The sequence below is a fragment of the Streptomyces sp. NBC_01334 genome, assembly GCF_035983595.1.
GTDB classification, from domain to species: Bacteria; Actinomycetota; Actinomycetes; order Streptomycetales; family Streptomycetaceae; genus Streptomyces; species Streptomyces coriariae.
The window spans coordinates 7,893,499-7,917,883 of the sequence record NZ_CP130718.1; the positions used below are offsets into that span (position 1 = coordinate 7,893,499).

Below are 24,385 nucleotides of genomic sequence, written 5' to 3' on the forward strand. Positions count from 1 at the left end.
CGGTCCTTGGCCGTCACGTCAGATCACCCCGTTCGACTTGAGCAGGCGCAGCTCCTCGTCCCCGAGGCCGAGTTCGCCGACGTAGACCTCTTCGTTGTGCTCGCCGAGCAGCGGTGAGACGGTCACCTCGACGGGGGAGTCGGAGAGTTTGAGGGGGCTGCCCACGGTCACGAACTCGCCGCGCCGCGGGTGCGGAACACGGACCACCATCTCGTTGGCGACCAGCGACTCGTCCTCGATGATCTCCTTGGTGGACAGGATCGGCCCGCACGGGATGTTGTGGGTGTTGAGCCTCTCCAGCACCTCCCACTTGGGCAGGGTCGAGGACCATTCCTCGATCAGCTGGAACATCTTGCCGAGCTTGGGCAGCCGGGCCTCGGGCGTCGCCCACTCGGGGTCGTCGGCCAGCTCGGGCCGGCCGATCAGCTCACTGAGCGGCTGCCAGCCGACGGGCTGCACGATGACGTACACGTAGTCGTTGGGGCCGCCGGGCGCGCACTTGACCGCCCAGCCGGGCTGGCCGCCGCCGGACGCGTTTCCGGATCGGGGAACCTCGTCGCCGAAGTCGTCGTTGGGATATTCGGCGAGCGGTCCGTGTGCCAGGCGTTGCTGGTCCCGCAGTTTCACCCGGCACAGGTTGAGCACGGCGTGCTGCATGGCCACGTTGACCCGCTGCCCGCGCCCGGTGTTCTCCCGCTGGTACAGCGCCGCGAGGATCCCCGCCACGGCGTGCACACCCGTACCCGAGTCCCCGATCTGGGCCCCCGTCGCCAGCGGCGGTCCGTCCTCGAAACCGGTGGTCGACATCGACCCGCCCATGGCCTGCGCGACGACCTCGTACGCCTTGAAGTTGGTGTACGGGCCGTCCCCGAACCCCTTGATGGAGGCATAGACGATCCGCGGATTGATCTCCTGGATGCGGTCCCAGGTGAACCCCATGCGGTCGACCGCGCCCGGACCGAAGTTCTCGACCATGACGTCGGAGCGCCGGATCAGCTCGGTGAGGATCTCCTTGCCGCGTTCGGTCTTGGTGTTGAGGGTGATGCTCCGCTTGTTGCAGTTGAGCATCGTGAAGTAGAGGGAGTCGACGTCCGGGAGGTCGCGCAACTGCCTGCGCGTGATGTCACCGGACGGCGCCTCCAGCTTGACGACGTCCGCGCCGAGCCAGGCGAGCAGCTGGGTCGCGGACGGGCCCGACTGGACGTGCGTCATGTCCAGGACGCGGATGCCTTCGAGAGCCTTGGTCGCCGTTCCTGTCATCCCTGTCATCGGGGACACCTCACTTGTACATCGTCTGGTTCATCGTTCCGGGGGCGTACGCGTCGGGGTCCACCCAGACGTTGATCAGCGAGGGCTTCCCGGACTCACGGGCGCGCCGCAGGGCGGGGCCGATGTCGGCGGGGTCGCGCACCTCCTCGCCGTGACCGCCCAGCATCTGGGCGAACTTGTCGTAGTGGACGTCGCCGAGGGTGTTGCCGACCCGCTCGCGCTCCAGGCCGTACTTGGCGGCCTGGCCGTAACGGATCTGGTTCATGGAGGAGTTGTTGCCGACGATGCCGACGAAGGGGAGGCCGTAGCGCACGAGGGTCTCGAAGTCCCACCCCGTGAGCGAGAACGCGCCGTCGCCGAAGAGGGCGACGACCTCCTTGTCGGGCCGTGCCTGCTTGGCCGCCAGCACGAACGGGACGCCGACGCCTAGGGTGCCCAGCGGCCCCGGGTCCATCCAGTGGCCCGGCGACTTGGGCTGCACGACCTGACCGGAGAAGGTGACGATGTCGCCGCCGTCGCCGATGTAGATCGAGTCCTCGGTGAGGAAGTCGTTGATCTCGCCGACCAGGCGGTAGGGGTGGATGGGCGAGGCGTCCGACCGCAGGTGCGGCAGCCGCTTTTCGATGGCGCTCTGCTCGGCCGCGCGCAGCTCGTCGAGCCACTCCTTGCGCCTGGACGCGCCGCCGTCGATGCGCCCGGAGGCGGCCTCGGCCACCGACTTCAGCACCAGTGAGGCGTCGCCGACGATCCCGAGGTCGATGTCGCGGTTCTTGCCGACAGTGCGGTAGTCGAGGTCGATCTGGACGACCGTCGCGTCCGGGGAGAGCCGCTTGCCGTACCCCATGCGGAAGTCGAAGGGCGTGCCGACGATCACGATGACGTCGGCGTTGGAGAAGGCGTAGCGGCGGGACAGCTGGAAGTGGTGCGGGTCGCCGGGGGGCAGGGTGCCGCGGCCGGCGCCGTTCATGTAGGCGGGGATGTTCAGGGTGCGCACCAGCTCGATGGCGGCTTCGGTGCCCCGGGTCGTCCACACCTGGCTGCCCAGCAGGATCGCGGGCTTCTCGGCGTGCACGAGCAGGTCGGCGAGCTTCTCGACCGCCTCGGGGTCGCCGGCCGAGCGGGTCGAGGCGCGATAGGCGCCGGGCCGCGGCACCCGGGCCTTCGCCACCGGCACCTTGGCGTCGAGGACATCGCGCGGGATCTCCAGGAAGGCGGGTCCGGGCGCTCCGTGGTAGCACTCGCGGAACGCCATCGACACCATGTCCGCCGCGCGCGCCGTGTCCGGCACGGCTGCCGCGAACTTGGTGATCGGCGTCATCATGTCGACGTGCGGCAGGTCCTGGAGGGACCCCATCTTGTGCTGGGTGAGCGCTCCCTGGCCGCCGATCAGCAGCATCGGGGACTCCGCGCGGAAGGCGTTGGCGACACCGGTGACGGCGTCGGTGGTGCCGGGTCCTGCCGTGACGACCGCGCAGCCGGGCTTGCCGGTGATGCGCGCATAGCCGTCGGCGGCGTGGGCTGCGACCTGTTCGTGGCGTACGTCGACGACTTCTATGCCCTCGTCGACGCAGCCGTCGTAGATGTCGATGATGTGGCCGCCGCACAGGGTGTAGATGCGGTCGACCCCCTCTGCCTTGAGTGCCTTGGCAACGAGATGACCACCGGAAATCACGTCCTGGGTGTCGTCGGGCATGGCGAAGTCCCGTCCCTTCGTAGGGGGGTGGAAGGCTCTCGCGGTACATTGCATACAGTCGACGAATACTGTATGAAGCTTGTTATCCCGCATCCGGTGGGTGGTGTCCAGGGGGCGTGCGGCACTTTCGGTCATCGGAGTTCGGCCTCGCGACGGCTCGGTGGACTTCGGGATTCGACTTCACAGACGGGAGCCGAGATGGACCTGTACGAACACCAGGCAAGGGAACTCTTCGCGGAGCACGGCATCCTGGTCCCCCGGGCAGAGGTCACCGACTCGCCCAAGGAGGCACGCGGGATCGCTCGTCGGCTCGGTGGGCGAGCGGTGGTGAAAGCCCAGGTCAAGACAGGTGGCCGGGGCAAGGCGGGCGGCGTCGGGATTGCCGCCGACCCGGCCGCGGCCGAACTGACGGCACGGCAGATCCTCGGCATGGACATCAAGGGACACACGGTCGGCACGGTGATGCTGGCCCAACCCGTGGACATCGAGGCGGAGTTCTACGTCGCCTATGTGCTGGACCGCGCGGTCGGCCGCTTCCTCGCGATCGCCTCCGCCGAGGGGGGCATGGAGATCGAGGAGGTCGCCGCCACCCGGCCCGCGGCGGTCGCCCGTATCCCCGTCGACCCGGCGGAGGGCGTCACCTCGGCGAAGGCCGGCGAGATCGCCGCCGCGGCCGGACTGCCCGCGCAGACCGCGGACGTCCTCGTCCGGCTGTGGCAGGTGCTGATCCGGGAGGACGCCCTCCTCGTCGAGGTCAACCCGCTCGTCCGCACCCGGCAGGGACAGATCCTCGCCCTCGACGGCAAGGTCACCCTCGACGACAACGCGTCCTTCCGGCAGTCACGTTGGGGAGCGGAGGCCGCCGAGCACGGTGACCCGCTGGAGGCGGCGGCCGCGGCCAAGGGCCTCAACTACGTGAAACTGGAAGGCGAGGTCGGGATCATCGGCAACGGCGCCGGACTCGTCATGTCGACCCTCGACGTCGTCGCCGGCTGCGGCGCCCGCCCGGCCAACTTCCTGGACATCGGCGGCGGCGCGTCCGCCGAGATCATGGCGGACGGGCTGTCGGTCGTGCTCTCCGACCCGGCCGTGAAGTCGGTCTTCGTCAACGTCTTCGGCGGCATCACCGCGTGCGACGCGGTCGCCGAGGGCATCGTGCGCGCCCTGGACACCGTACGGCTGACCAAGCCGCTCGTCGTCCGGCTCGACGGGAACAACGCGGCCCGGGGGCGGGCGATCCTCGACACCCACCGGCATCCGCTGGTCCAGCAGGCTACCACCATGGACGGCGCCGCCCGCCGTGCCGCCGAACTCGCCACCGCAGTCTGAGGAGACGACGCCATGGCCATTTACCTCACCAAGGAGAGCAGGGTCCTCGTCCAGGGCATGACCGGCGCCGAAGGTATGAAGCACACCCGGCGCATGCTCGCCGCCGGCACGAACATCGTCGGCGGCGTCAACCCGCGCAAGGCGGGCCGGGCCGTCGACTTCGACGACCGTGCGGTGCCCGTCTTCGGGTCGGTCGTCGACGGTATGCAGTCGACCGGCGCCGATGTGACCGTCGTCTTCGTGCCGCCCCCCTTCACCAAGGCCGCCGTCGTCGAGGCCGCCGACGCGGGGATCGGTCTCACCGTCGTCATCACCGAGGGCGTCCCGGTCCACGACTCCGTCGCCTTCACCACCCATGCCGCCGCACGCGGAACGCGCGTCATCGGCCCCAACTGTCCCGGCCTGATCACCCCCGGCCAGTCCAACGCGGGCATCATCCCGGCCGACATCACCAAGCCGGGCCGCATCGGCCTGGTCTCCAAGTCCGGCACGCTCACCTACCAACTCATGTACGAGCTGCGTGACATCGGCTTCTCGACCTGTGTCGGCATCGGCGGCGACCCGGTCGTCGGCACCAGTCACATCGACTGCCTGGCCGCCTTCGAGGAGGACCCCGACACCGAACTCGTCGTCCTCATCGGTGAGATCGGCGGCGACGCGGAGGAGCGAGCGGCCGCCCACATCCGCGAGCACGTCACCAAGCCCGTCGTCGGCTACATCGCCGGCTTCACCGCGCCCGAGGGCAAGACCATGGGACACGCGGGCGCGATCGTCTCCGGTTCCTCGGGGACCGCGCGGGCGAAGAAGGCGGCGCTGGAAGCGGCGGGGGTACGGGTGGGCGCCACACCGACCGAGACCGCGCGTCTCGCGCTCGCCGTCCTGGACGAAGGGGCCCGACGCCGCTGAAGCACGACGGCTCGTCACCCGACGGAGCCGGGTGCCCGGCCGGCGTCCTCCGTGGCCACGCACCTCCCGCCCCACCTCCCGCCCCGACTGTGCACCGAGAGCGGAGCAGCCCACATGGCAACCACCCTCACCCTCAAGTCCGGCACGTCCTGGCCCGACACCTGGCGGCGGTGCCTCGCCGTCGCCCCCGAGGCCTTCCGTGACGACCGTGTCCTCAACCTCTGGAACGCCTCCTGGCAGGCCGACGGCCGGACGCTGCCGGCCACCAGCCCGGTCGACGGCACCCCGATCGCCGGCCCGCCGCGACTGGACGGGGTCACCGCCCACCAGGCCGTCCGCGCCGGTCTGGATCAGCACCGCGCCTGGCGGCACGTCCCGCTGGAGGAGCGGCGCGCCCGTATCGCGGCCACCCTCGACGCCCTCGCCGAGCACCGCGAACTCCTCGCCCTCCTCCTCGTCTGGGAGATAGGCAAGCCCTGGCGGCTCGCGCAGGCCGATGTCGACCGGGCCGTCGACGGCGTGCGCTGGTACGTCGACGGCATCGAACCCATGCTGGACGGGCGGCCACCGCTGGACGGCCCGGTGTCCAACATCGCGAGCTGGAACTACCCGATGAGCGTGCTCGTTCACGCTTTGCTGGTCCAGGCACTGGCAGGCAACGCGGTCATCGCCAAGACCCCGACCGACGGCGGTGTCGCCTGTCTGACGCTGGCCTGTGCGCTCGCCGCACGCGAGGGCGTCCCGATCACCCTCGTCAGCGGCAGCGGCGGCGAGCTGTCCCGGGCGCTGGTCCGGGCGCCCGAGATCGGCTGTGTCTCCTTCGTCGGCGGCCGCGACACCGGCGCCGCGGTGGCCACGGCCGTCGCCGACCTCGGCAAGCGGCACGTACTCGAACAGGAAGGACTCAACACCTGGGGCATCTGGAACCACTCGGACTGGGACACCCTCTCGGCGGTCGTGCCCAAACTCTTCGACTACGGCAAACAACGGTGCACGGCGTATCCGCGATTCGTCGTCCAGCGATCCCTGTTCGACGATTTCCTGGCGGCCTACCTCCCGGCGGTGCGCACGCTGACCCTCGGGCACCCGCTGGCCGTGGAGGAGGGCGACGATCCGTATCCCCGACTGGACTTCGGGCCGGTGATCAACGCGGCCAAGGCCAAGGACCTGCACGACCAGATCGCCGAGGCCATCGACCGGGGCGCGGTCCCGCTGCACCGCGGCAGGGCGGCCGACGCCCGCTTCCTGCCCGGCCAGGACACCTCGGCGTACGTCCAGCCCGTCACGCTCCTCGGACCACCGCCGTCCTCTCCGCTGCACCACGCGGAGCCGTTCGGCCCGGTCGACACCATCGTCCTGGTCGACACCGAGGCGGAGCTGCTGGCCGCCATGAACGCGTCCAACGGCGCACTCGTCGCCACACTGTCCACGGACGACCGGAGCACCTACGAGCGGCTGGCCCCACAGATCCGCGCGTTCAAGGTCGGCCATGGCACCGCCCGCTCCCGAGGCGACCGCGACGAGCTCTTCGGCGGTTTCGGCGCGTCCTGGCGCGGCGCGTTCGTCGGCGGGGAGCTGCTGGTGCGCGCGGTGACACAGGGGCCGACGGGGGAGAGGCTGCCCGGGAACTTCCCGGACTACCAGCTGATGCCCTGACCATGCGCCGGACGGACGGCCGGCCGAGGCTGGGACGGTGGCCCGGCCAGGTCCGCCAAGGGATCACCGCCCCTCGGATCGTTCATCGGGGCAGCAAACGATGGGCGATGGGTAACGATCCGTGATGGGTACGGACCGATACTCTCGGGGCATGGTGAGTGATCGAGAAACGCCGTCCGGGTCCCAGGAGCACCGGCTCGGCGACCTCCTCCAGCACGCACAGGCCAAACCGGCCAGGAAGTCCGCGCGGGCGCTCGTCCCGTACGGGGTGGACGGCCGCGAGCCGGCCGCCCTGGTCGTGCTCGCCGATGAAGAAACGTTGTCGCAGGCCGAGGCGGCGGGGCGGCTCGGCGTCGATCCCACCACGATGGCGGCGCTCGTCGACGGTCTGGAGGATCACGGTCTGGTGGAACGGCGGCGCAGCCCTCGAGACCGCCGCCGGAACACCGTCCGGCTCACGGACGCCGGCCTGCTCTGCCTGGAGCGGGCCGAGGCGGCGCGCCGGGCCGCGGAACGCCGGTTCCTCGCCCCGCTGGACGAGCAGACGGCGGTCGCGCTGTTGCGGGCGCTGAGGATGCTCGTCGCCGAGGAGCCGACGGCAAGGTGATCGCCCGGTCACCCGGTGTGAGGTGCCCGCATGGCGGTCCCGTCACCCGTGCGGCCAGCGGATATGCAGGTGAGACCCACTCCGAAACCTTGGTATTGTTGTGCCTGTCGCCGCGGGGAGAACTCACGCAGCGGCAACACCTGGTCCGGGTGGCGGAATGGCAGACGCGCTAGCTTGAGGTGCTAGTGCCCTTTATCGGGCGTGGGGGTTCAAGTCCCCCCTCGGACACTCTCACTCTCCGTACCGAGCGGCTTCCGCTCGGTGAACGTTCAATTGCCCGCATTCGGCGTCTGCCGGATGCGGGTTTTGTTGTTTCCGTATCCCTTGCCCCCGGAATGTCGCGGAAGCCCGTTTATCGGTTGTCCTGTCGGGCTGCGTGCCATCTTGCTCGCGGGAACACTTCCCGGTCACTCCGCCGTTGCCCGCAGCCCCCGCTGACGATCCGTCAATGTTCACCTCAGTAGGCATATTGACGGTCTGTGACTCCATCTTGTGGTGATACGATCACGCTCGCTTGTAGAGCGGGCGGATGGGTGCAAGACGACATCTCCGACTACGGGGACAGTCCGGGCGGTCACCCGTCAATGCGGGCGGTCCGCCGGTCCACCCGCGTTGACGGGAATTCAGCAACTGGCCGTCAGTCGCCTGAAGAGAGTCTTATGACGCATTACATACAGAACCCGGTACTCTGGGCTCTCCTCGTGGCCGTACTCGCCGCCGTCGCCCTCATTGTTCGCCAGCGCAGGGCGGCGCGTGTCTTGAGGCAGGAGATAGCGGGGCTCAGGTCTCACTACTCCGCGTTGGAAAACGAGTACGCGCAATCCGTCGAGGCAGCTCAGGAACAAGCCGAAGAGGCTACGAAAACGGTCCTCAAGTCCGCGATGCGGACCCTTCAGGGCCTTGCCGCGGAACAGCAGTTGATTGTCTCCCGGCTGCAGAACAAATACGGCGAGTCGGTTATCCTCCAGGACCTTCTGGAGATCGACCACACGAACTCTCAGTTCGGTCGGCGGGCCCAGTCCATCGCCGTTCTCTGTGACGGCTGGCTGGGGCGCGCACGTGATGTCGCGTCCGTGTACGACGTGGTACGCAGCGCGCAGGGCAGGGTTCGCCACTACCGGCGGGTGGAAATTCTCTCGCAGGTCGACTTCGGCATCACGAGCCGCGCGGTCGAACCGGTCGCACTGGCCCTCGCCGAACTGCTCGACAACGCGACGAGCTATTCCAGCCCGGACACCGTCGTCGAAATCAACATTCGTACCGTGCCCAAGGGTATTTGCATCGTCGTCGACGACGCGGGTGTCGGTATGAACGACGAAGAGCGTGCCCGTGCCGACAAACTCCTGTCGAGCCAGCGGGTCTCGGGTGTTTCCGCACTCGGCAACCCGCCGCAGTTCGGTTTCGCGGTGATCGGTGTGCTCAGCGAGCGCTTCGGCTTCGAGGTGTCGGTGGACTCCACCTCCCCCTACGGAGGCGTCCGGGCGGTCCTTCTGCTGCCGCACGACCTGCTCACCAACGCGCCCGAGCAGAAGGAGCCGGCTCCGGTCGTTCCCACCGTCACCGCCACGGCCCGCAGCGGTCCCGAAGGCGGGCTTTCCACCAGCACCACCGCCGACGGCCTGCCGAAGCGGCGTCGCAAGCGGCCCATGGCCATCGTGCCCGGCAGTGCGTCCGCGTCCACGCCCGCCCGCTCGGGCGCCGAGACGGCGGCGATCATGGGTGCCTTCCAGCGGGGCACCCAGTCGGGCCGGGCCACGCCTGCGAGTCCCGCGGAAAAGTCGAGCAGCACCCGTGGTGCTGGCAGCGAAGGGCATGAGGTCTCGTGAACGACGATCTGTCATGGATGCTTGACAGTGCCTTGGAGATACCTGGGGCCCTGCACGCAGTCCTCATCTCCGCGGACGGCCTGCTGATGGCGCGGACGCAGGACTTCGACAAGGACGACGCGGACCGGGTGGCCGCCGCGATGAGCGGTGTGCAGTCGCTCAGCCGCTCGCTCGCGTTCTTCTGCGAGGACCCGCAGATGGGGTGGCGGCAGACGCTGGTCGAGTTCGACGGGGGGTGGGTCTTCCTGATCTCCGCCGGTGAGGGTGCCTACCTCGGCGTCTCAGCCTCGCCGGACGTCGACATGGCGGACATCACCTTCCGGATGCAGCAGCTCGTCGGCCAGCTCGGCAAGGCGCTGACGACACCGCCGCGCGAGAACCTCGGCGCGCGGTCATGAACGGCTTCGACGAACTCGAGCCGCAGACGCCGGAGTTAGTGCGTCCGTACGTCATCACCAAGGGACGTGGGCTGCCCGACGAAGGGCAGCTCTCCCTCATCACCCTGGTCACGGCGGTCGCCGATCACGAGCAGCGGCCGACCCGGCTGTCCCCCGAGGAACAGAACCTGTTGGACCTGTGCTCGGCCGGCTACCTGTCGGTCGCCGAGATCGCCGGGCACACGCAACTGCCTCTGGGCGTGGTGAAGATCCTCCTCGCTGCCCTCACCGAAGGCGGCTACCTCATCACGCGCCCGCCGGTTCAGCGGGCTCCGCTCGCCGACCGGGACATCCTGGAGGAGGTGCTGAATGGTCTCAGGGCCAAGTTTGGATGAGCAGGCCTACGTCCGTGACGGGGCGACGCAGACGGCGGTGAAGATCCTCGTCGTGGGTCACTTCGCGGTCGGCAAGACCACGTTCATCGGAGCGATCTCCGAGATCGAGCCGCTGACCACCGAGGAGACGATGACGCGGGCCGCCGAGTCGGTCGACGACCTCAAGGGAGTCCAGGGCAAGACCACCACCACGGTCGCCATGGACTTCGGCCGCCTGACCATCAGCGACCGTGTCGTGCTGTACCTGTTCGGAACGCCGGGCCAGCAGCGATTCGTCCAGATGTGGGAGGACATGGCGCGGGGCGCCCTCGGCGCGCTGGTGCTCGTCGACCCCGAGCGGCTCGCGGACTCCTTCGCCGTGATCGACCTGATCGAGCAGTACGGACTCGACTACGCCATCGCCGTCAACCACTTCGACGGCGCCCCCCTGCGGGACGAGATGGCTCTGCGCGACGCACTGGATCTGCTCGACGACACCCCCGTCGTCACCTGCGACGCGCGAGACGAGCGGTCATCGGCCGACGCGCTGATCACCCTCGTCCGCCATCTCCAGGACCGTGCACACTAGGAGCAGACATGGACCAACCCACCGCACCCGTGCCCCCGCCCGGGTGCCCGGCGCACCAGGCCGGCGGCAGAGTGCCGCTGTACGGACCGGAGTTCGCAGCCGACCCGCAGGCGTACTACACGTACCTGCGGCACTACGGGCCCACCGCACCCGTGGAGATCACCCCCGGAGTCGAGGCCACCCTCGTCACCGACTACGCCAGTGCCCTCCAACTCCTGCAGGACTCCGGCTCCTTCCGCAAGGACGCGCGCCGCTGGCGGGACTTCAACGAGGGACGGATCGCCCCCGACAGCCCCGTCCTGCCCGTGCTCGCTCACCGGCCCAACTGCATGTACACCGACGGCGCCGAGCACCTGAGGCTCCGTCAGTCCATCACGGACAGCATGGCGCGCGTCGACCCGATGCAGCTGAGCCAGAGTGTCGAGAAGATCTCCGACTTCCTCATCTCCCAGTTCTCCGAGCGAGGTTCGGCCGACCTGATCGGCTCCTACGCCAAGCAGCTTCCGCTGTTCGTGTTCAACGAGCTCTTCGGCTGCACCGCCGACATCGGCGACCGCGTCTTCTTCGGCATCTCCGGCATGTTCGACGGAGTCAACGCCGACAAGGCCATCGAGGTGCTGTTCCAGGCCGTCGGCGAGCTGGTCGCCCTCAAGCGGCGCAAGCCCGGCGAGGACGTCACCTCCTGGATGATGCAGCATCACACGGGCCTCACCGACGAGGAGATGCTGCACCAGGTCGCCCTGCTGCTGGGCGCGGGCGCCGAGGCGCTGGTCAATCTCATCGGCAACACCCTGCACCGGCTGCTCACCGACGACCGGTACGCCCACGAGGGCGGGCTGATCGACGAGGCGATGGACGACACGCTGTGGGAGAACCCGCCCATGACGAACTTCGCCGCCCACTACCCGGTCGCCGACATGGAGTTCGCCGGCCAGAAGCTCACCGCCGGTGACCTGATGCTGGTCAGCATCGCCGCAGCCAACACCGGCCCCGCACTGTCGGCGGCCCGCAAGGCCGGCAGCAACCGGGCGCATCTCGCCTGGAGCGCCGGTCCGCACGCCTGCCCGTCGAAGGATCCCGCCCGGCAGATCGCCGTGTCGGCCATCGAGAACCTCCTCAACCGGCTGCCCGACGTCGAGCTCAGCGTTCCCGAGGAGAGCCTGACCTGGCGTCCGGGACCCTTCAGTCGTGGTCTCGTCACGCTCCCCGCGCGGTTCACCCCGGTCAAGCCGGTGAGCCGACCGGCTCGGCAGACCCCCGCCCAAGCCCCGGCGCGTGAGGGGGCCGCAGCGGCCCGGCAGGCCGAACAGACCGGTGTGTGGAGCAAGTTCCTCAACTGGCTGACCAAGTGATGCGCCGGAATCTCGCAGCCTTCACGTCGATCGTGTGAACTTTCCGCCGCCTGAGCGGTGAGCACGCGGCACCCGGGTTGCTCACGAGCAACGCCGAGGTCGTGGACCTCATCGCCCTCGACGCAGCTTCCGCCGCACGACCCTCCGGCTGACGTCCCGAACCCGCCCCCGGAATTCGAGTTCGCAGGCAGGAAGGCCAGATACCCGCCCCCAAGGGCGGGTATCTGCTTGTCCGAGGTGTTTCGGGAGCGCTTGCCGGGGGTGGCCCGGCGTTCCCCGCCGGTCACCTGCCCGCCACACTTCACGCCCCGCGCAGTTGCTCCAGATACGGCGCCACGTCGACCTGGATCGATGCGCCCTCCCGCTGCCCGTACTGACCTGCGATCCCGCTCAGATACGTCGCTATCTCCTTGCGCATGACCTCCGCGTCCGGCAGCACCGCTTCGCCGGTGACGAGCCGCGCCACCCACTGTGCCTGGGCCTCCACCATCCGGGTGATCGAACCGACTGGGCGGACCAGACCGACGAAGAACATCCCGGGACGGTCAGGGGCGACGACCCGCTTGTAGAGCTCGACCGTGCCCTGCGCGCCGACCGGACTGCCGGGCTGCAGGAAGGGGAAACCCATCTGGTAGCCGGTGCAGTACACAATCGCGTCGGCCTTCACCGATGTGCCGTCGGTGAAGGAGACCCGGTCGCCGTCGAGGGCGTCGATCGCGGGTCTCGGCGTGACCGCGCCGTGGCGGATACGGCTGAGGATCTCGTCGGAGATGGTGATCGCCGACGCGAAGATCGGGTGGTCCGGCTCGGGCAGACCGTAGTCGCCGAGCTTGCCGCGGGCCACCAGCAGAGCCTGTTCGACGAAACGGCGCTGCTCGGACAGCGACATACTGATCCACCACGGCGCGTCGGCGATCGTGTCGAGGGCCATGCCGAACAACTGCTTGGGCACGATGTGCAGCCCCCGGCGCACCGAGAGGACCGTCTGTTCCGCGTATCTGGAGAGGTCCGCGGCGATGTCCACAGCCGAGGCGCCGAGCCCCACCACGACGACGCGCTGTCCGGCGTAGTCACTGCCGTCGCGGTAGTCGAAGGAATGCTGAATCGTTCCTGTGAACGTCTCGGTGCCCCGCGGCAGGGCGGGCATCGACGGCTCCGAGTTGTGCCCGGAAGCGACGATCACATGGGTGAAGTGCCGGGACGAGAGCGTGCCGTCGGCATCCCGGCTGACGACCGTCCACCCACCGTCGGCCTCCTGGCGCACGGACTCCACGGTCGTCCCCAGCTCGATGTGGTCCAGCACGCCGGCCCACTCGGCGAACGAACGCAGATAGTCGGCGATCTGACTGTGCCGGGGGTAGAGCGGGTAGGAGGCGGGCATCGGGTAGGCGGAGTAACCCGTCAGCTGCTTGGCGGTGTTGAGATGCAGTGACAGATAGCCGGGGCCGCGCTCGCCCGCCTGCGGCCGACGCCAGATCCCGCCGACATCGCTCGCCTGCTCCAGACAGACGAAGTCGACACCGGCTGTCTTCAGGGCGTGTGCCGTCGCCAGCCCCGACAAGCCCGCACCGATCAGACACAGACGCACGGATTCCCCCACAGGTGAGACACCATCTTTTCGCGCACGGGCAGGTGACTGCCCACCCGGCGTTCCTCTCACTCTTCGACCGCCAGCGACGAGGATCACAGCGAGCTCCGGGGGCGGCCGGGTGCCGGGGGAGAAGAGGAGGAGCGGGGGAGAGACAGTACGGAGCTACGAGTACGGGGACGAGTACATGTGCGGCGGGGACGAGTACGTGTACGGCGGGGGCGGGGGCGGGGGCGGGGGCGGCAGGGGCGGCAAGTGTGACTCCCGGCAGGTCACTTCGGCTGTCCCACGCGGCTGTTCACTCCCGGGCGGATGCCCACAACCCCCGCACATGGCCGAGATGCCGTGTCATGATCTCGTGCACGGCCCGCTCGTCGCGTGCCAGCAGGGCGTCCAGGAGCTCCAGGTGCTCCTCGGCGGAGGCCAGCAGTCGGCCCGAGGTGGCCAGTGCGGTCAGGCCGTAGAGACGGGCCCGGCCGCGCAGCCCGCGCACCACCTCGACGAGGTGGGAGTTGCCGGCGAGAGCGAGCAGCCCCAGGTGGAAGCGGGTGTCGGCCTCGACGTAGGCGATGAGATCGCCCGCGACCGCGGCGGTGACGATCTCCCGGGCGGCCGGGCGCAGCGCCTCCAGTGACACCGGATCGGCGGTCGTCGCCAGCGCCGCCACGGTGGGGATCTCGATGAGCGCGCGGACATGCGTGTATTCGTCGAGCTGTCGGTCGGAGACCTCGGTGACCCGGAACCCCTTGTTGGGCACCGCGTCCACCAGGCCCTCCTTGGCGAGGTCCAGCATCGCCTCGCGCACGGGGGTCGCCGAGACACCGAAGCGGGCGGCCAGGGCCGGCGCCGAGTACACCTCGCCGGGCAGCAGTTCACCCGCGATCAGCGCGGCCCGCAGGGCATCGGCCACCCGCTCGCGGTAGCTGCTCCGCCGGCCGCCGAGCGAAGGAAGGGAGGGCACGGCGGCTGCCGGGCTGCTGTCGTGCGGGGCGGCCATGGGGGTCTCCTGGAAGCGGGGGCATGGAAACTGCTGTGCCATGTCACGTATCTCTGTGCACCGTCAGTATCCATTGAGCCGAGGCCGCCGCGGTGGGCGTCACAGCACGAAGCCCGCCGGGAACGGGTCCGTCGGGTCGAGCAGGTACTGGGCCGTGCCGGTGATCCAGGCTCGGCCCGTGAAGCTGGGCAACACCGCCGGACGGCCCGCCACTTCGGTCGTGGCGAGCAGCCGGCCCGTGAACCTGGTGCCGATGAACGACTCGTTCACGAACTCGGTGTGCAGAGGCAGTTCCCCCCGAGCGTGCAGTTGTGCCATGCGCGCGCTCGTCCCCGTACCGCAAGGCGAGCGGTCGAACCAGCCCGGGTGGATGGCCATCGCGTGCCGGGAGTGGCGGGCGGTGGCGCCGGGCGCGTACAGGTGGACGTGGTGACAGCCGCGGACGGACGGGTCTTCGGGGTGGACGGGCTCCCCCTCGGAGTTGATCACCTCCATCAGTGACAGGCCGGCGCGCAGGATGTCGTCCTTGCGTGCGCGGTCGAAGGGCAGCCCGAACTCCTCCAGCGGCAGGATCGCGTAGAAGTTGCCGCCGTACGCCAGGTCGTACGTCACGGTACGGCCGTCGGGCAGCGTCGCCCTGCGATCCAGCGCGACCGCGAAGGAGGGGACGTTGCGCAAGGTCACGGACGTGGCCGCGCCGTCCTCGACCGTCACCTCGGCGACGACGGGCCCGGCCGGGGTGTCCAGGCGGATGGTGGTGACCGGTTCGACGACCTCGACCATGCCCGTCTCGACGAGCACCGTCGCCACCCCGATCGTGCCGTGCCCGCACATCGGCAGATAGCCCGAGACCTCGATGTAGACGACGCCCCAGTCGCAGTCCGGTCGGGTGGACGGCTGGAGGATCGCACCGCTCATGGCGGAGTGACCCCGCGGCTCGTTCATCAGCAACTGCTTGATGTCGTCGCGGTGTTCACGGAAGTACAGTCGCCGCTCGTTCATCGTCGCGCCGGGGATGGTGCCGATCCCGCCGGTGATCACACGGGTGGGCATGCCCTCGGTGTGCGAGTCGACCGCGTGCAGGACGAGCTTGCTGCGCATGAACTTCCCTTTCGATCAGCGAAGTTGCGTTGTCCCGGTGGTTACGCCAGACCTGCCGCGACGGCCTTCTCGGTGGCCGCGCGGACGGTCGCCTCCTGGTCGGGCGACAGCGGGACCCGAGGTGGACGGCAGCCACCGCCGTGGCGGCCCACGACGTCCATCGAGAGTTTGATCGCCTGGACGAACTCGACGCGCGAGTCCCAGCGCAGCAGCGGGTGAAGCTGACGGTAGAGGGGGAGCGCGGCGGTGAGATCCCCGGCCACGGCCGCCCGGTACAGCTCCACCGAGGACTTGGGCAGTGCGTTGGGGTAACCGGCCACCCAGCCCTTGGCGCCCGCCACGGCCAGTTCCAGCAGCACATCGTCAGCACCGATCAACAGGTCGAGTTCCGGCGCGAGTTCGGCGATCCGGTAGGCGCGGCGGACGTCGCCCGAGAACTCCTTGACGCCGTGGATGTGACCCTCGCCGTGCAGCCGGGCCAGCAGTTCGGGGACGAGGTCGACCTTGGTGTCGATCGGGTTGTTGTACGCCACGACCGGCAGGCCCGCCGCGGCGACCTCCGCGTAGTGGGCCACGACGGCACGTTCGTCCGCGCGGTAGGCGTTGGGCGGGAGCAGCATCACCGCCGAGCAGCCCGTCTCGGCCGCCTGCTCGGTCCAACGGCGGGCCTCCGCCGAGCCGTACGCGGCGACGCCGGGCATCACCCGTTCCCCGCCGATCGCGGCCACCGCGGTCTTCACCACCGTGGCGCGTTCCTCGGGCGTGAGCACCTGGTACTCGCCGAGGGAGCCGTTGGGTACGACGCCGTCACAGCCGTTCGCCACCAGCCAGGCACAGTGCTCGGCGTACCGGTCGTGGTCGACGGAGAGGTCGTCGCGGAGCGGGAGCGCGGTGGCGACGAGGACGCCACGCCAGGGGCGGTGAGGGGAGGTGACGGGAGCAGGGGGAGGGGCGGGAGCGGTGGAGTCGGGCATACGGTGAGTCATCCCTTCCGAATGTGTCGTGTGACATATCACTGAGGTGTCGGGGGATCGGCCGGAGCGGCCAGCACACCCAGGGGCACGGGGCGGGCCAGCAACCGTCGTGCCGGAGTGAGTGGGCAGCCCGCGACGCCGGCCACTCCGGGCTCGCAGATGCGGCCCTGGCACCAGCCCATGCCGGCCCGGGTCAGCAGTTTCACGGTGCGCAGGTCACCCGCGCCGAGCGTGCCGACGGCCTCGCGGACGGCGCCGGCGGTGACCTCCTCGCAGCGGCACACGACCGTCTCGTCGGTGACCTGCTCCGTCCACCGGCCGGGCCGGGCGGCATACGCGGCGTCCAGTGCCGCGAAGAACGACCGCAGCCTGGTGCGGGCCCGCGCGGCGGGGGCCCACTCCCGCGGGTCGGGGACCGTGCCGGTCAGCCTGGCCGCCGCCGACCGTCCGGCGATGTGCCCCTCGGCGAGCGACAGCGTCGAGCCGCCGATCCCCGTGGTCTCCCCGGCGGCCCAGACCCCGGGGACGTCGGTGCGCTGTTCGTCGTCGACGCGCACGCCCGGTCCGCCGAGCCGGCAGCCGAGCCCCTCCGCGAGGTCGGTGTGCGGCAGCAGACCGTGGCCCACGGCGAGGGTGTCGCAGGCGATACGTCGTTGCGTGCCGGGCACCGGCCGGCCTTCCGGGTCCAGCGCGGCGACGGTGACGGACTCAAGCCGCTCGGTCCCGTGCGCCTCCAGCACTGCATGACGGGCCATCACCGCAACGCCGTGACACAGGAGTTGGGCCGCGTACACGGCTCCCTCGGCGAGCTTCGAGGGAGCACCGGCCCAGGTCCTCGCCCGACGTGTGAAGTCCGCCGGTCCGGCCGACTCCACCAGGGCGACGACCCGGGCGCCCGCAGCCGCGAGGCCGGTGGCGACGGGAAGCAGCAGGGGCCCCGTGCCGGCCACGACCGCCGTGCGGCCGGGCAGCACGAGCCCGCCCTTCAGCAGCGCCTGGGCGCCGCCAGCGGTGACCACGCCCGGCAGTGTCCAGCCGGGGAACGGCAGGACCTTTTCGTAGCCGCCGGTCGCCAGCAACACCCCGTCGGCACGGACCGCGACGGACTCCTCCTGCTCCGGACCGATCAGCGCGTGCACGGTAAACCCGTCCGGATCCCGCTCCACGCACCACACATGACGGTCACTCAGATGTGTGACGCGGTCGGCGGCGAGGTGGGTGTCGAGCCCGGCCCGCAGTCGCTCCCAGGTGCGCCACTGGTGATGGAGGGCCTGTGGGCGCCGCGCGCCCAGTCCCTGCGCGGGCTGTCGGAAGAACTGTCCGCCCGCCTCGGCGGCGGAGTCGACCAGGACCACGCGCACGCCACGGGCAGCGGCCGCCAGGGCGCCGGCGAGGCCGGCCGGGCCCGCGCCGATCACCGCCAGTACCGGGCGGAGCGCGGTCATCGTGGCCCCGCCCCCTCGTGACCTGCTTCCTCGGGACCCACTTCCTCGTGGCCCGTCCCCACCTGCGTACGGACGTCCGCCCCCGGCACCGCCGCCACCAGGCAGGCCCGTCGGCCGGGCCGGCCGTCGACGGTCACCAGACAGTCGAAGCACACGCCGATCCCGCAGAACACCCCGCGCGCACGTCCCTCGCCCCGCGTGGTGCGCCAGGCCGTGACGCCGGACGCCCACAGCGCGGCGGCGATCGTCTGACCGGGCAAGGCCTCGATCTCCCGGCCGTCGAAGGTCACGGTGAACGGAGCACCGGGGCGGGCGTGGGCCAGCTTCAGGGGATCCATGGCGCGGCCTCCTCGGAGAAGCGGTCAAGATGGTCGGGACGGTCGAAGCGGTCGGGGCGGAACGGTGCCAGGTCCAGCTCCGGGCGTCGACCGGTGAGCGTCTGCGCGATGAGCCGGCCGGTGCCGGTGGCGAGCCCGATGCCCGCGCCCTCGTGCCCGCAGGCGTGGAACAGCCCCCGCACACGGGGGTCGGGCCCGACGGCGGGCAGATGGTCGGGCAGGTAGGGGCGGAATCCGAGGTAGGTGCGCATCGCCCGTACGTGTTCCAGGAACGGGAAGAGGCGTGTCGCGCCCGCCGCCAGGGCGCGTACGACCGGTAGCGAGAAGGACCGGTCGAAACCGACCCGTTCACGGCTCGCGCCGATCAGCACGGGCCCGGCGGCGGTGCCCTCGACGACCGGTGAGGTCTGCAGGGCGGCGGAGTCGCTCGCCACGTCGGCCACGTAGTCGGCGGCGTACACCTTGTGCCGTACCCGGCGCGGCAGCGGCTCGGTGACCAGGACGAAGCCGCGGCGGGGGAGTACGGGCAGCCGGACCCCCGCCAGCGCGGCGACCTCGGCCCCCCAGGTCCCGGCCGCGTTCACCACGGCCGGCGCCAGGATGTCGCCCCGGTCGGTACGGACGCCCCGCACGGCACCGGCGGTGTCGCGCAGTACCCGTATCACCGTGCGACCCGTCTCCAGGCGTGCGCCCGAGGCCCGTACGAGGTGGGCCGCGGCCAGGGTGGGCATCACCTGGGCGTCCTGCGGGTACAGCACCCCACCGGCGAGACCGTGCGCCAAATACGGTTCCAGCTCGTGGAGTTGATCCGCCTGGACATGAACCGCCGACACCCCGGCCGCGCGCTGACCGCCCGCCAGCTCCGCCAGGGCGGTGAGCGATGCGGGCGTGGAGGCGACCACGAGACCGCCCTTGGGCTCGTACTCGACGGCCGGGCCCAGCTCTTGCGCCAGCTCGCCCCACAACCGAGCCGACAGCAGAGCCAGTTGGAGTTCGGGTCCCGGCTCCTTGTCGGAGACGAGGAGATTGCCCTCGCCCGCGCCGGTCGTGCCCCCGGCCACCGGACCCCGGTCGACCAGGATCACGTCCAGTCCGGCACGGGCCGCGTACAGCGCGCAGGCGGCGCCCACCATGCCGGAGCCGACGACCACGACGTCACCGCTCGGTCGCTTGGTCACGCCAGTAATATGTCACATGGTGCAGAGGCGGGGAAGAAGGCCGGAGCAGCCAGGGCGACGCCCGGCCGAGCCGACGCGCTCAGTCGAACTCGCTGGGCTCCGGCGCCGGTGTGCGGCCTTCCCGTACGTCCTTGAGTCGTGTCGTGCCGTGGCTGACCGCGTCCTCGGTGCTGTCGTGGTCCGCTCCGTCCGTTCCGCCGTTGGTGACCGTGATCGCGTCTTCCCCGACCCGTACGACGGCGACGTCCATGGTGAGGGTGACCGGGGTGCCGCCGGAGGGGCCCGCCACCGTCACGGTGAGGCCCTGCCGGTCGTCGCCCGACTTGGGCAGGGAGGCCTCGACGACCTGCACGGTGCGGGTGGAGCCGTCGGAGCCGACCGCGTTGAACTGGTCGCACGCGGTCGGCAGGGTCTTGAGCCAGTCGAACGACTGGTCCAGGCTCGCCGGCTGGTAGGCGGCCACCTGGTAGAGCAGCCGGGAATTTCCCTCGGTGAAGCCGGTGAGCGCCGACGGGCCGGGTGGGGGGCCCAGGAGGTCTTCGTCGTAGAGCCCGTCGAGCAGGCGCTGGCAGTCGGCGGCCTGCGTCTTGCCGGTGAGGAACTGCGCGGCGTCGACCGTGCCGATGAGCATCCGGTTCCGCCAGCCGGCAGCGGTCTTCACCTGCGTCCAGTTGTCCTCGAGGTCTCCCGCGGTGATCAGCGCCGTCTGCGCGCCGGCCGAGGTGAGCGGCGTGATGCTGGGGGACGCGGTGGCGGTCCTTTGGCCGGCGGACGAGGTCGCGGTGCTCGAGTCGGTCGACGCGCTGTCGTCCCCGTCGTCGGAGCAGGCCGCCGTGGCCAGCAGCGTTCCGACGGCCAGGGCGACGGCCAGCACACGGACCGGACGACCGGGACGCGTCGGCCCGGCCGGACCGGACGGCCCGGCGGGACGGGGTGGGGTGGACGGGCGGGACGACAGGCGAGGGCTGGTCACGAATACCTCCTGAGGACGGTTCGGGGACGGGGCGTGGCGGGGACGGTCCCCGCGTGGGCGCGCCCCGGGCGGGTTCCCGAGGGATTCCTCTCGTCGACCTGGGTGCTTCCCAGGCACCCTGTGGGCTCTTGCGGTGCTGCCTCTGCCCCTACACGGCACCACCGGCCGGGCCGCTCGACCAGCGCACTGATCCGTACGGGTGAAGCGGGCGACGGGACGGGTCACAGGGCCGAGCGCGGGCGGAGCAGGCCGTCCGGCGGGAAAATGCGAAGTGGGCGGCCCGGAGCCGGGGCATCATGGCGGTTCTGCCGCCCGGCCACGGGGGCAGGTGATCACCACCAGGGAACGACCGGGGGCTCCTGTGACCGTCACCAACCTCCTGCTGTCCGGAATCGTCGGCTCGACCGCCTACGGGCTCGCCCACGAAGGCTCCGACGTGGACCGCCTCGGCATGTTCGCCGCCCCCACCGAGGACCTGCACGGCCTGCGTCAGCCGAAGGAGTCGCACGTCAGCACGGCGCCCGACCGCACCCTGCACGAGGCCGCGAAGTGGTGCCGACTGGCCCTGGGCGGCAACCCGACGGTGATGGAACTCGTCTGGCTGCCGGACGAGTTGTACGAGGTGCGGACGCCGCTCGGTGAGGAACTCATCGACCTCCGTGCGACGTTGCTCAGCGCCCGCCGGGTCCGGGACGCTTATCTGGGCTACGCCACACAGCAGTTCCGGAAACTGCAGAACCGCAGCCAAGGCCCCCTCGCCGCGGAGACCCGCAAACGGACCGCCAAACACGCCCGTCACCTCAAGCGACTGTGCACCCAGGGCTACGAGCTCTATGCCACCGGGCGGTTGACGATCCGCGTCGACGATCCCGACAGCTACCACACGTTCGGTGAGCAGGTCGCGGCCGATCCCGAAGCCGCGCTGCCACTGCTGCGCGGCTTCGAGGAGGCGTTCGCCGAGACGCGCAGCGTGCTGCCCGAACAGCCCGACGAGACGGCTGCCGACGCATGGCTGCGCAGGGTGCGCAGGCAGTTCTACACGGCGACGCAGGACACCCTCGTCTGACCGACGGATGCGCTCCCCTCCCGCCGGGAGGCGGAGCCGCTTCGGCAGCGCCGCGGAAGGCGGGCGACAAATCGCGTGCGGCGCGGGCCCGTTCACCCCTACACTCCTCAGAACCGAGCGCGGCCCACGACACGGGCGGCGCGGTACCGAGACGAACGAGGGGAGCCCGGCCATGCGTGACCACACCGCTGTCGTCGCTCCCCGCTCCCGCTACGAGGTGATCCTCGTGTCTCCGTCCGTCCGGTGCTCGCTGCGCGGCCGGCACCGGATGTCCTGACGATCGTCCGAGTTCGACAATGCGCCGCTGATGTGCCGTATCTGACGGCACATCAGTGCATGTGCGCATCAGCACGTCCCTCACGTGTCTCGACGTACGTCCGGAAATCGCGCCGCCCGTTCTCGGAAACACCCCGAAAGGCCAAGGGCCGTGCGCAACCACCTCGACCGTCATCTCTCCGCTGTGCGCAACCTGGGCATCCTCGCCCATGTCGACGCCGGCAAGACCACCGTCACGGAGCGGATCCTGTATGCCACCGGGACCACGCACAAGCGCGGCGAGGTCCACGACGGCACGACGATCACCGACTTCGACCCCCAGGAGCGCGACCGCGGCATCACCATCTTCGCCGCGGCCGTCAGCTGCGACTGGGACGGTCACCGCATCAACCTGATCGACACCCCCGGGCACGTCGACTTCGCCGACGAGGTGGAGCGATCCCTGCGGGTGCTCGACGGAGCGGTGGCGGTGTTCGACGCCGTCGCGGGCGTGGAACCGCAGAGCGAGTCCGTGTGGCGGCAGGCCGACCGGCACGGCGTACCGAGGATCGCGTTCGTCAACAAGCTGGACCGGGTGGGCGCAGACCTCGATGTCGCGGTGGCGTCGATCCGGGAACGGCTCCATCCGGTCCCGCTGGTCGTGCAACTGCCGATCGGCACGGAGGACGGCTTCACCGGCGTCGTCGACCTGCTGCGCATGCGGGCGCTGACCTGGAGCGACGGCGGCGAGACGGCGGTCGAGGACGGCGTGCCGGAGGGCCTTCGGGAGGAGGCGCTGCGTCGGCGCCGGCTGCTGGAGGAAGCCGTGGCGGAGAGGCACCCCGCCGCGCTGGAGGAATTCTGCGACCGGGAGACACTCTCCGCCGAGACCCTCTCCGCCGCCCTGCGCGAGCTGACCCGGACGGGCGACGCAGTGGTCGTGCTGTGCGGTTCGGCCTACCGCAACCGCGGTATCGAACCGCTGCTCGACGCCGTCGTCGCCTATCTGCCGTCGCCGTCGGACGTGCCGCCGGTATGCGGTATGCCTGGTGGCGTCGCCGGTATGCGAAATACCAAGGGCGGTATGCGTGACGCCGCCGACGGTATGCACGGCACCGTCCACGGTATGCACGAAACCGCCGACCGCCAGCACGAAACCGCCGACCGTATGCAGGATGCCGCAGGCGAACAACGGCCCGCCGATCCCGCCGCACCGTTCGCGGCGCTCGCGTTCAAGGTCGCCGCGACCCCCACGGGCCGGCTCACCTATCTGCGGGTGTACTCGGGCACGATCGAGAAAGGAGACGCGGTATGGGAGTCCGGCGCGCGGCGCATCGAGCGGATCGGCCGGATCCTGCGTGTGCAGGCCGACCGGCACGCACAGCTTGAGCGCGCGGTCGCCGGGGACATCGTGGCCGTGATCGGGCTGAAGTCGGCCCGTGCGGGTTCGACGCTGAGCGCGCCGGGGGCGCCCGTCGTGCTCGAACCGCCGGGGGTCGCCGACCCGGTCGTGTCCGTGGCGGTCGAGGCACGCGCGAGCACCGACGCCGACCGGCTGGTCTCGGCGCTTGCCCGGCTGGCCGAGGAGGACCCCTCGCTGGTGGTCCGGACCGACCCGGAGACCGGTCAGACGGTGCTGTCGGGCATGGGGGAACTGCACCTGGAGGTGGCGGTGGAGAAGATCCGGCGCAGCCTCGGCCTGGAGGTCAACGTGGGTCGTCCGAGGGTGACCTACCGCGAGACGGTCGCCCGCGGGGTCTCCGGCCTGGTCTTCCGGCATGTCAAACAGGACGGTGGGGCCGGACAGTTCGCGCAGATCGTGCTCGACGTCGAGCCCCTCGACGCGGAGGAAGCGGGAAGCGGTGCTGAAACCGGTTTCACGTTCAGGTCGGCCGTCGTCGGTGGACGGGTGCCGCAGGAGTACGTCCGCGCGGTCGAGGCCGGCTGCCGGGACGCGCTCGCCGAGGGGCCCGTGGGCGGGCATCCGGTCACCGGGCTGCGGGTCACCCTGACCGACGGGGCGACCCATGTGAAGGACTCCTCCGAGATGGCCTTCCGCACGGCCGGTCGGCTCGGGCTGCGGGAAGCCCTGCGCGGCTGTGCGATGGTCGTGCTGGAACCGGTCGTCGAGGTCACGGTGACGGTTCCCGAGGACGCCGTCGGCGGGGTCCTCGGCGACCTGGCGGCACGGCGCGGGCGGGTCACCGACTCGGCTGTGCGCGGCGGTTCGGCGGTGGTCACCGCCACCGTGCCGCTGGCCGAACTGTTCGGCTACGCGACCCGGCTGCGCAGCCGGACCCAGGGCCGAGGCACGTTCTCGGCCCGGCCGACGGGGTACGCCCCGGCGCCGGCGGTGGCGACGACGCGGTAGGCGCACGCCTTCCCGCGAGATCGTGGGCGCAGGCCACCTTGTCGGTTCGTGCCACGAACACCTGACGTTCGTGGCACGAACCGACGGTGCCTGCCACCCCTCCGGTGTGTGCGGCGCGGGC

Annotated in this window: 21 protein-coding genes and 1 tRNA gene; 12 read left to right on the forward strand and 10 right to left on the reverse strand. The window is 70.5% G+C overall.

Annotated elements, in window-relative coordinates; all coding sequences use genetic code 11:
- Nucleotides 1-18 precede the first annotated feature (18 nt).
- Both frc and OG736_RS35155 read right to left on the reverse strand, forming a co-directional pair.
- Complete coding sequence (frc, locus tag OG736_RS35150; RefSeq protein ID WP_327187798.1) at nucleotides 19-1,260, reverse strand: formyl-CoA transferase; 1,242 nt, start codon at nucleotides 1,258-1,260, stop codon at nucleotides 19-21.
- Between the two features lie 19 nt (nucleotides 1,261-1,279).
- On the reverse strand, nucleotides 1,280-2,962 hold the full coding sequence (locus OG736_RS35155; RefSeq protein ID WP_327185982.1) for a thiamine pyrophosphate-binding protein: 1,683 nt from the start codon (nucleotides 2,960-2,962) through the stop codon (nucleotides 1,280-1,282).
- A gap of 198 nt (nucleotides 2,963-3,160) precedes the next feature.
- Here OG736_RS35155 and sucC point away from each other — a divergent pair, with 198 nt between their 5' ends.
- From sucC to OG736_RS35205, 10 genes are all read left to right on the forward strand, one after another.
- Nucleotides 3,161-4,291, forward strand: a complete 1,131-nt coding sequence (sucC, locus tag OG736_RS35160) for an ADP-forming succinate--CoA ligase subunit beta (RefSeq protein WP_327185983.1) — start codon at nucleotides 3,161-3,163, stop codon at nucleotides 4,289-4,291.
- Nucleotides 4,292-4,303: 12 nt separating this feature from the next.
- Nucleotides 4,304-5,197 (forward strand): succinate--CoA ligase subunit alpha, encoded by an 894-nt coding sequence (gene sucD, locus OG736_RS35165; RefSeq protein WP_327185984.1) that lies wholly within the window; start codon nucleotides 4,304-4,306, stop codon nucleotides 5,195-5,197.
- 114 nt (nucleotides 5,198-5,311) lie between these two features.
- Nucleotides 5,312-6,853, forward strand: a complete 1,542-nt coding sequence (locus OG736_RS35170) for an aldehyde dehydrogenase family protein (RefSeq protein WP_327185985.1) — start codon at nucleotides 5,312-5,314, stop codon at nucleotides 6,851-6,853.
- A gap of 151 nt (nucleotides 6,854-7,004) precedes the next feature.
- Nucleotides 7,005-7,460, forward strand: a complete 456-nt coding sequence (locus tag OG736_RS35175; protein ID WP_327185986.1) for a MarR family winged helix-turn-helix transcriptional regulator — start codon at nucleotides 7,005-7,007, stop codon at nucleotides 7,458-7,460.
- 143 nt (nucleotides 7,461-7,603) lie between these two features.
- Nucleotides 7,604-7,688, forward strand: a tRNA-Leu gene (locus OG736_RS35180).
- 431 nt (nucleotides 7,689-8,119) lie between these two features.
- Nucleotides 8,120-9,286: an ATP-binding protein gene (locus tag OG736_RS35185; RefSeq protein WP_327185987.1), complete on the forward strand. Its 1,167-nt coding sequence runs from the start codon at nucleotides 8,120-8,122 to the stop codon at nucleotides 9,284-9,286.
- Nucleotides 9,283-9,684 carry a roadblock/LC7 domain-containing protein gene (locus OG736_RS35190; RefSeq protein ID WP_020125671.1) on the forward strand — a complete coding sequence of 134 codons (402 nt, stop codon included), beginning with the start codon at nucleotides 9,283-9,285 and terminating at the stop codon, nucleotides 9,682-9,684. The genes OG736_RS35185 and OG736_RS35190 overlap by 4 nt, the downstream gene beginning before the upstream one ends.
- Nucleotides 9,681-10,058: a DUF742 domain-containing protein gene (locus tag OG736_RS35195; RefSeq protein ID WP_327185988.1), complete on the forward strand. Its 378-nt coding sequence runs from the start codon at nucleotides 9,681-9,683 to the stop codon at nucleotides 10,056-10,058. The genes OG736_RS35190 and OG736_RS35195 overlap by 4 nt, the downstream gene beginning before the upstream one ends.
- Nucleotides 10,033-10,626 (forward strand): GTP-binding protein, encoded by a 594-nt coding sequence (locus tag OG736_RS35200; RefSeq protein ID WP_028806138.1) that lies wholly within the window; start codon nucleotides 10,033-10,035, stop codon nucleotides 10,624-10,626. Before OG736_RS35195 ends, OG736_RS35200 begins: the two co-directional genes overlap by 26 nt.
- 8 nt (nucleotides 10,627-10,634) lie before the next feature.
- The gene (locus tag OG736_RS35205; RefSeq protein ID WP_327185989.1) at nucleotides 10,635-11,978 is read left to right on the forward strand and encodes a cytochrome P450; all 1,344 of its coding nucleotides are present in this window, start codon (nucleotides 10,635-10,637) and stop codon (nucleotides 11,976-11,978) included.
- Between the two features lie 301 nt (nucleotides 11,979-12,279).
- Here OG736_RS35205 and OG736_RS35210 read toward each other — a convergent pair whose 3' ends face one another.
- The 8 genes from OG736_RS35210 to OG736_RS35245 all read right to left on the reverse strand — a co-directional run bounded on the left by OG736_RS35210 (nucleotide 12,280) and on the right by OG736_RS35245 (nucleotide 20,473).
- A complete protein-coding gene (locus OG736_RS35210; RefSeq protein ID WP_327187799.1) occupies nucleotides 12,280-13,566 on the reverse strand; it encodes a flavin-containing monooxygenase in 1,287 nt (428 codons plus the stop codon).
- 298 nt (nucleotides 13,567-13,864) lie between these two features.
- Nucleotides 13,865-14,563, reverse strand: a complete 699-nt coding sequence (locus OG736_RS35215; protein WP_327185990.1) for a GntR family transcriptional regulator — start codon at nucleotides 14,561-14,563, stop codon at nucleotides 13,865-13,867.
- Between the two features lie 99 nt (nucleotides 14,564-14,662).
- Nucleotides 14,663-15,664 (reverse strand): proline racemase family protein, encoded by a 1,002-nt coding sequence (locus OG736_RS35220; RefSeq protein ID WP_327185991.1) that lies wholly within the window; start codon nucleotides 15,662-15,664, stop codon nucleotides 14,663-14,665.
- Between the two features lie 41 nt (nucleotides 15,665-15,705).
- Entirely contained in the window at nucleotides 15,706-16,638 is a 933-nt protein-coding gene (locus tag OG736_RS35225) for a dihydrodipicolinate synthase family protein (RefSeq protein ID WP_327185992.1), read from the reverse strand.
- Nucleotides 16,639-16,676: 38 nt separating this feature from the next.
- Nucleotides 16,677-18,083, reverse strand: coding sequence for an FAD/NAD(P)-dependent oxidoreductase (locus OG736_RS35230; protein WP_327185993.1), 1,407 nt, complete (start codon nucleotides 18,081-18,083; stop codon nucleotides 16,677-16,679).
- Nucleotides 18,080-18,421: a (2Fe-2S)-binding protein gene (locus OG736_RS35235; protein ID WP_327185994.1), complete on the reverse strand. Its 342-nt coding sequence runs from the start codon at nucleotides 18,419-18,421 to the stop codon at nucleotides 18,080-18,082. The genes OG736_RS35230 and OG736_RS35235 overlap by 4 nt, the downstream gene beginning before the upstream one ends.
- A complete protein-coding gene (locus OG736_RS35240; RefSeq protein WP_327185995.1) occupies nucleotides 18,409-19,599 on the reverse strand; it encodes an NAD(P)/FAD-dependent oxidoreductase in 1,191 nt (396 codons plus the stop codon). The genes OG736_RS35235 and OG736_RS35240 overlap by 13 nt, the downstream gene beginning before the upstream one ends.
- A gap of 79 nt (nucleotides 19,600-19,678) precedes the next feature.
- Nucleotides 19,679-20,473: a hypothetical protein gene (locus OG736_RS35245; RefSeq protein WP_327187800.1), complete on the reverse strand. Its 795-nt coding sequence runs from the start codon at nucleotides 20,471-20,473 to the stop codon at nucleotides 19,679-19,681.
- A gap of 460 nt (nucleotides 20,474-20,933) precedes the next feature.
- Here OG736_RS35245 and OG736_RS35250 point away from each other — a divergent pair, with 460 nt between their 5' ends.
- Both OG736_RS35250 and OG736_RS35255 read left to right on the forward strand, forming a co-directional pair.
- Complete coding sequence (locus tag OG736_RS35250) at nucleotides 20,934-21,638, forward strand: nucleotidyltransferase domain-containing protein (RefSeq protein ID WP_327185996.1); 705 nt, start codon at nucleotides 20,934-20,936, stop codon at nucleotides 21,636-21,638.
- A gap of 427 nt (nucleotides 21,639-22,065) precedes the next feature.
- Entirely contained in the window at nucleotides 22,066-24,264 is a 2,199-nt protein-coding gene (locus tag OG736_RS35255; protein WP_327185997.1) for an elongation factor G, read from the forward strand.
- Nucleotides 24,265-24,385: the final 121 nt, after the last annotated feature.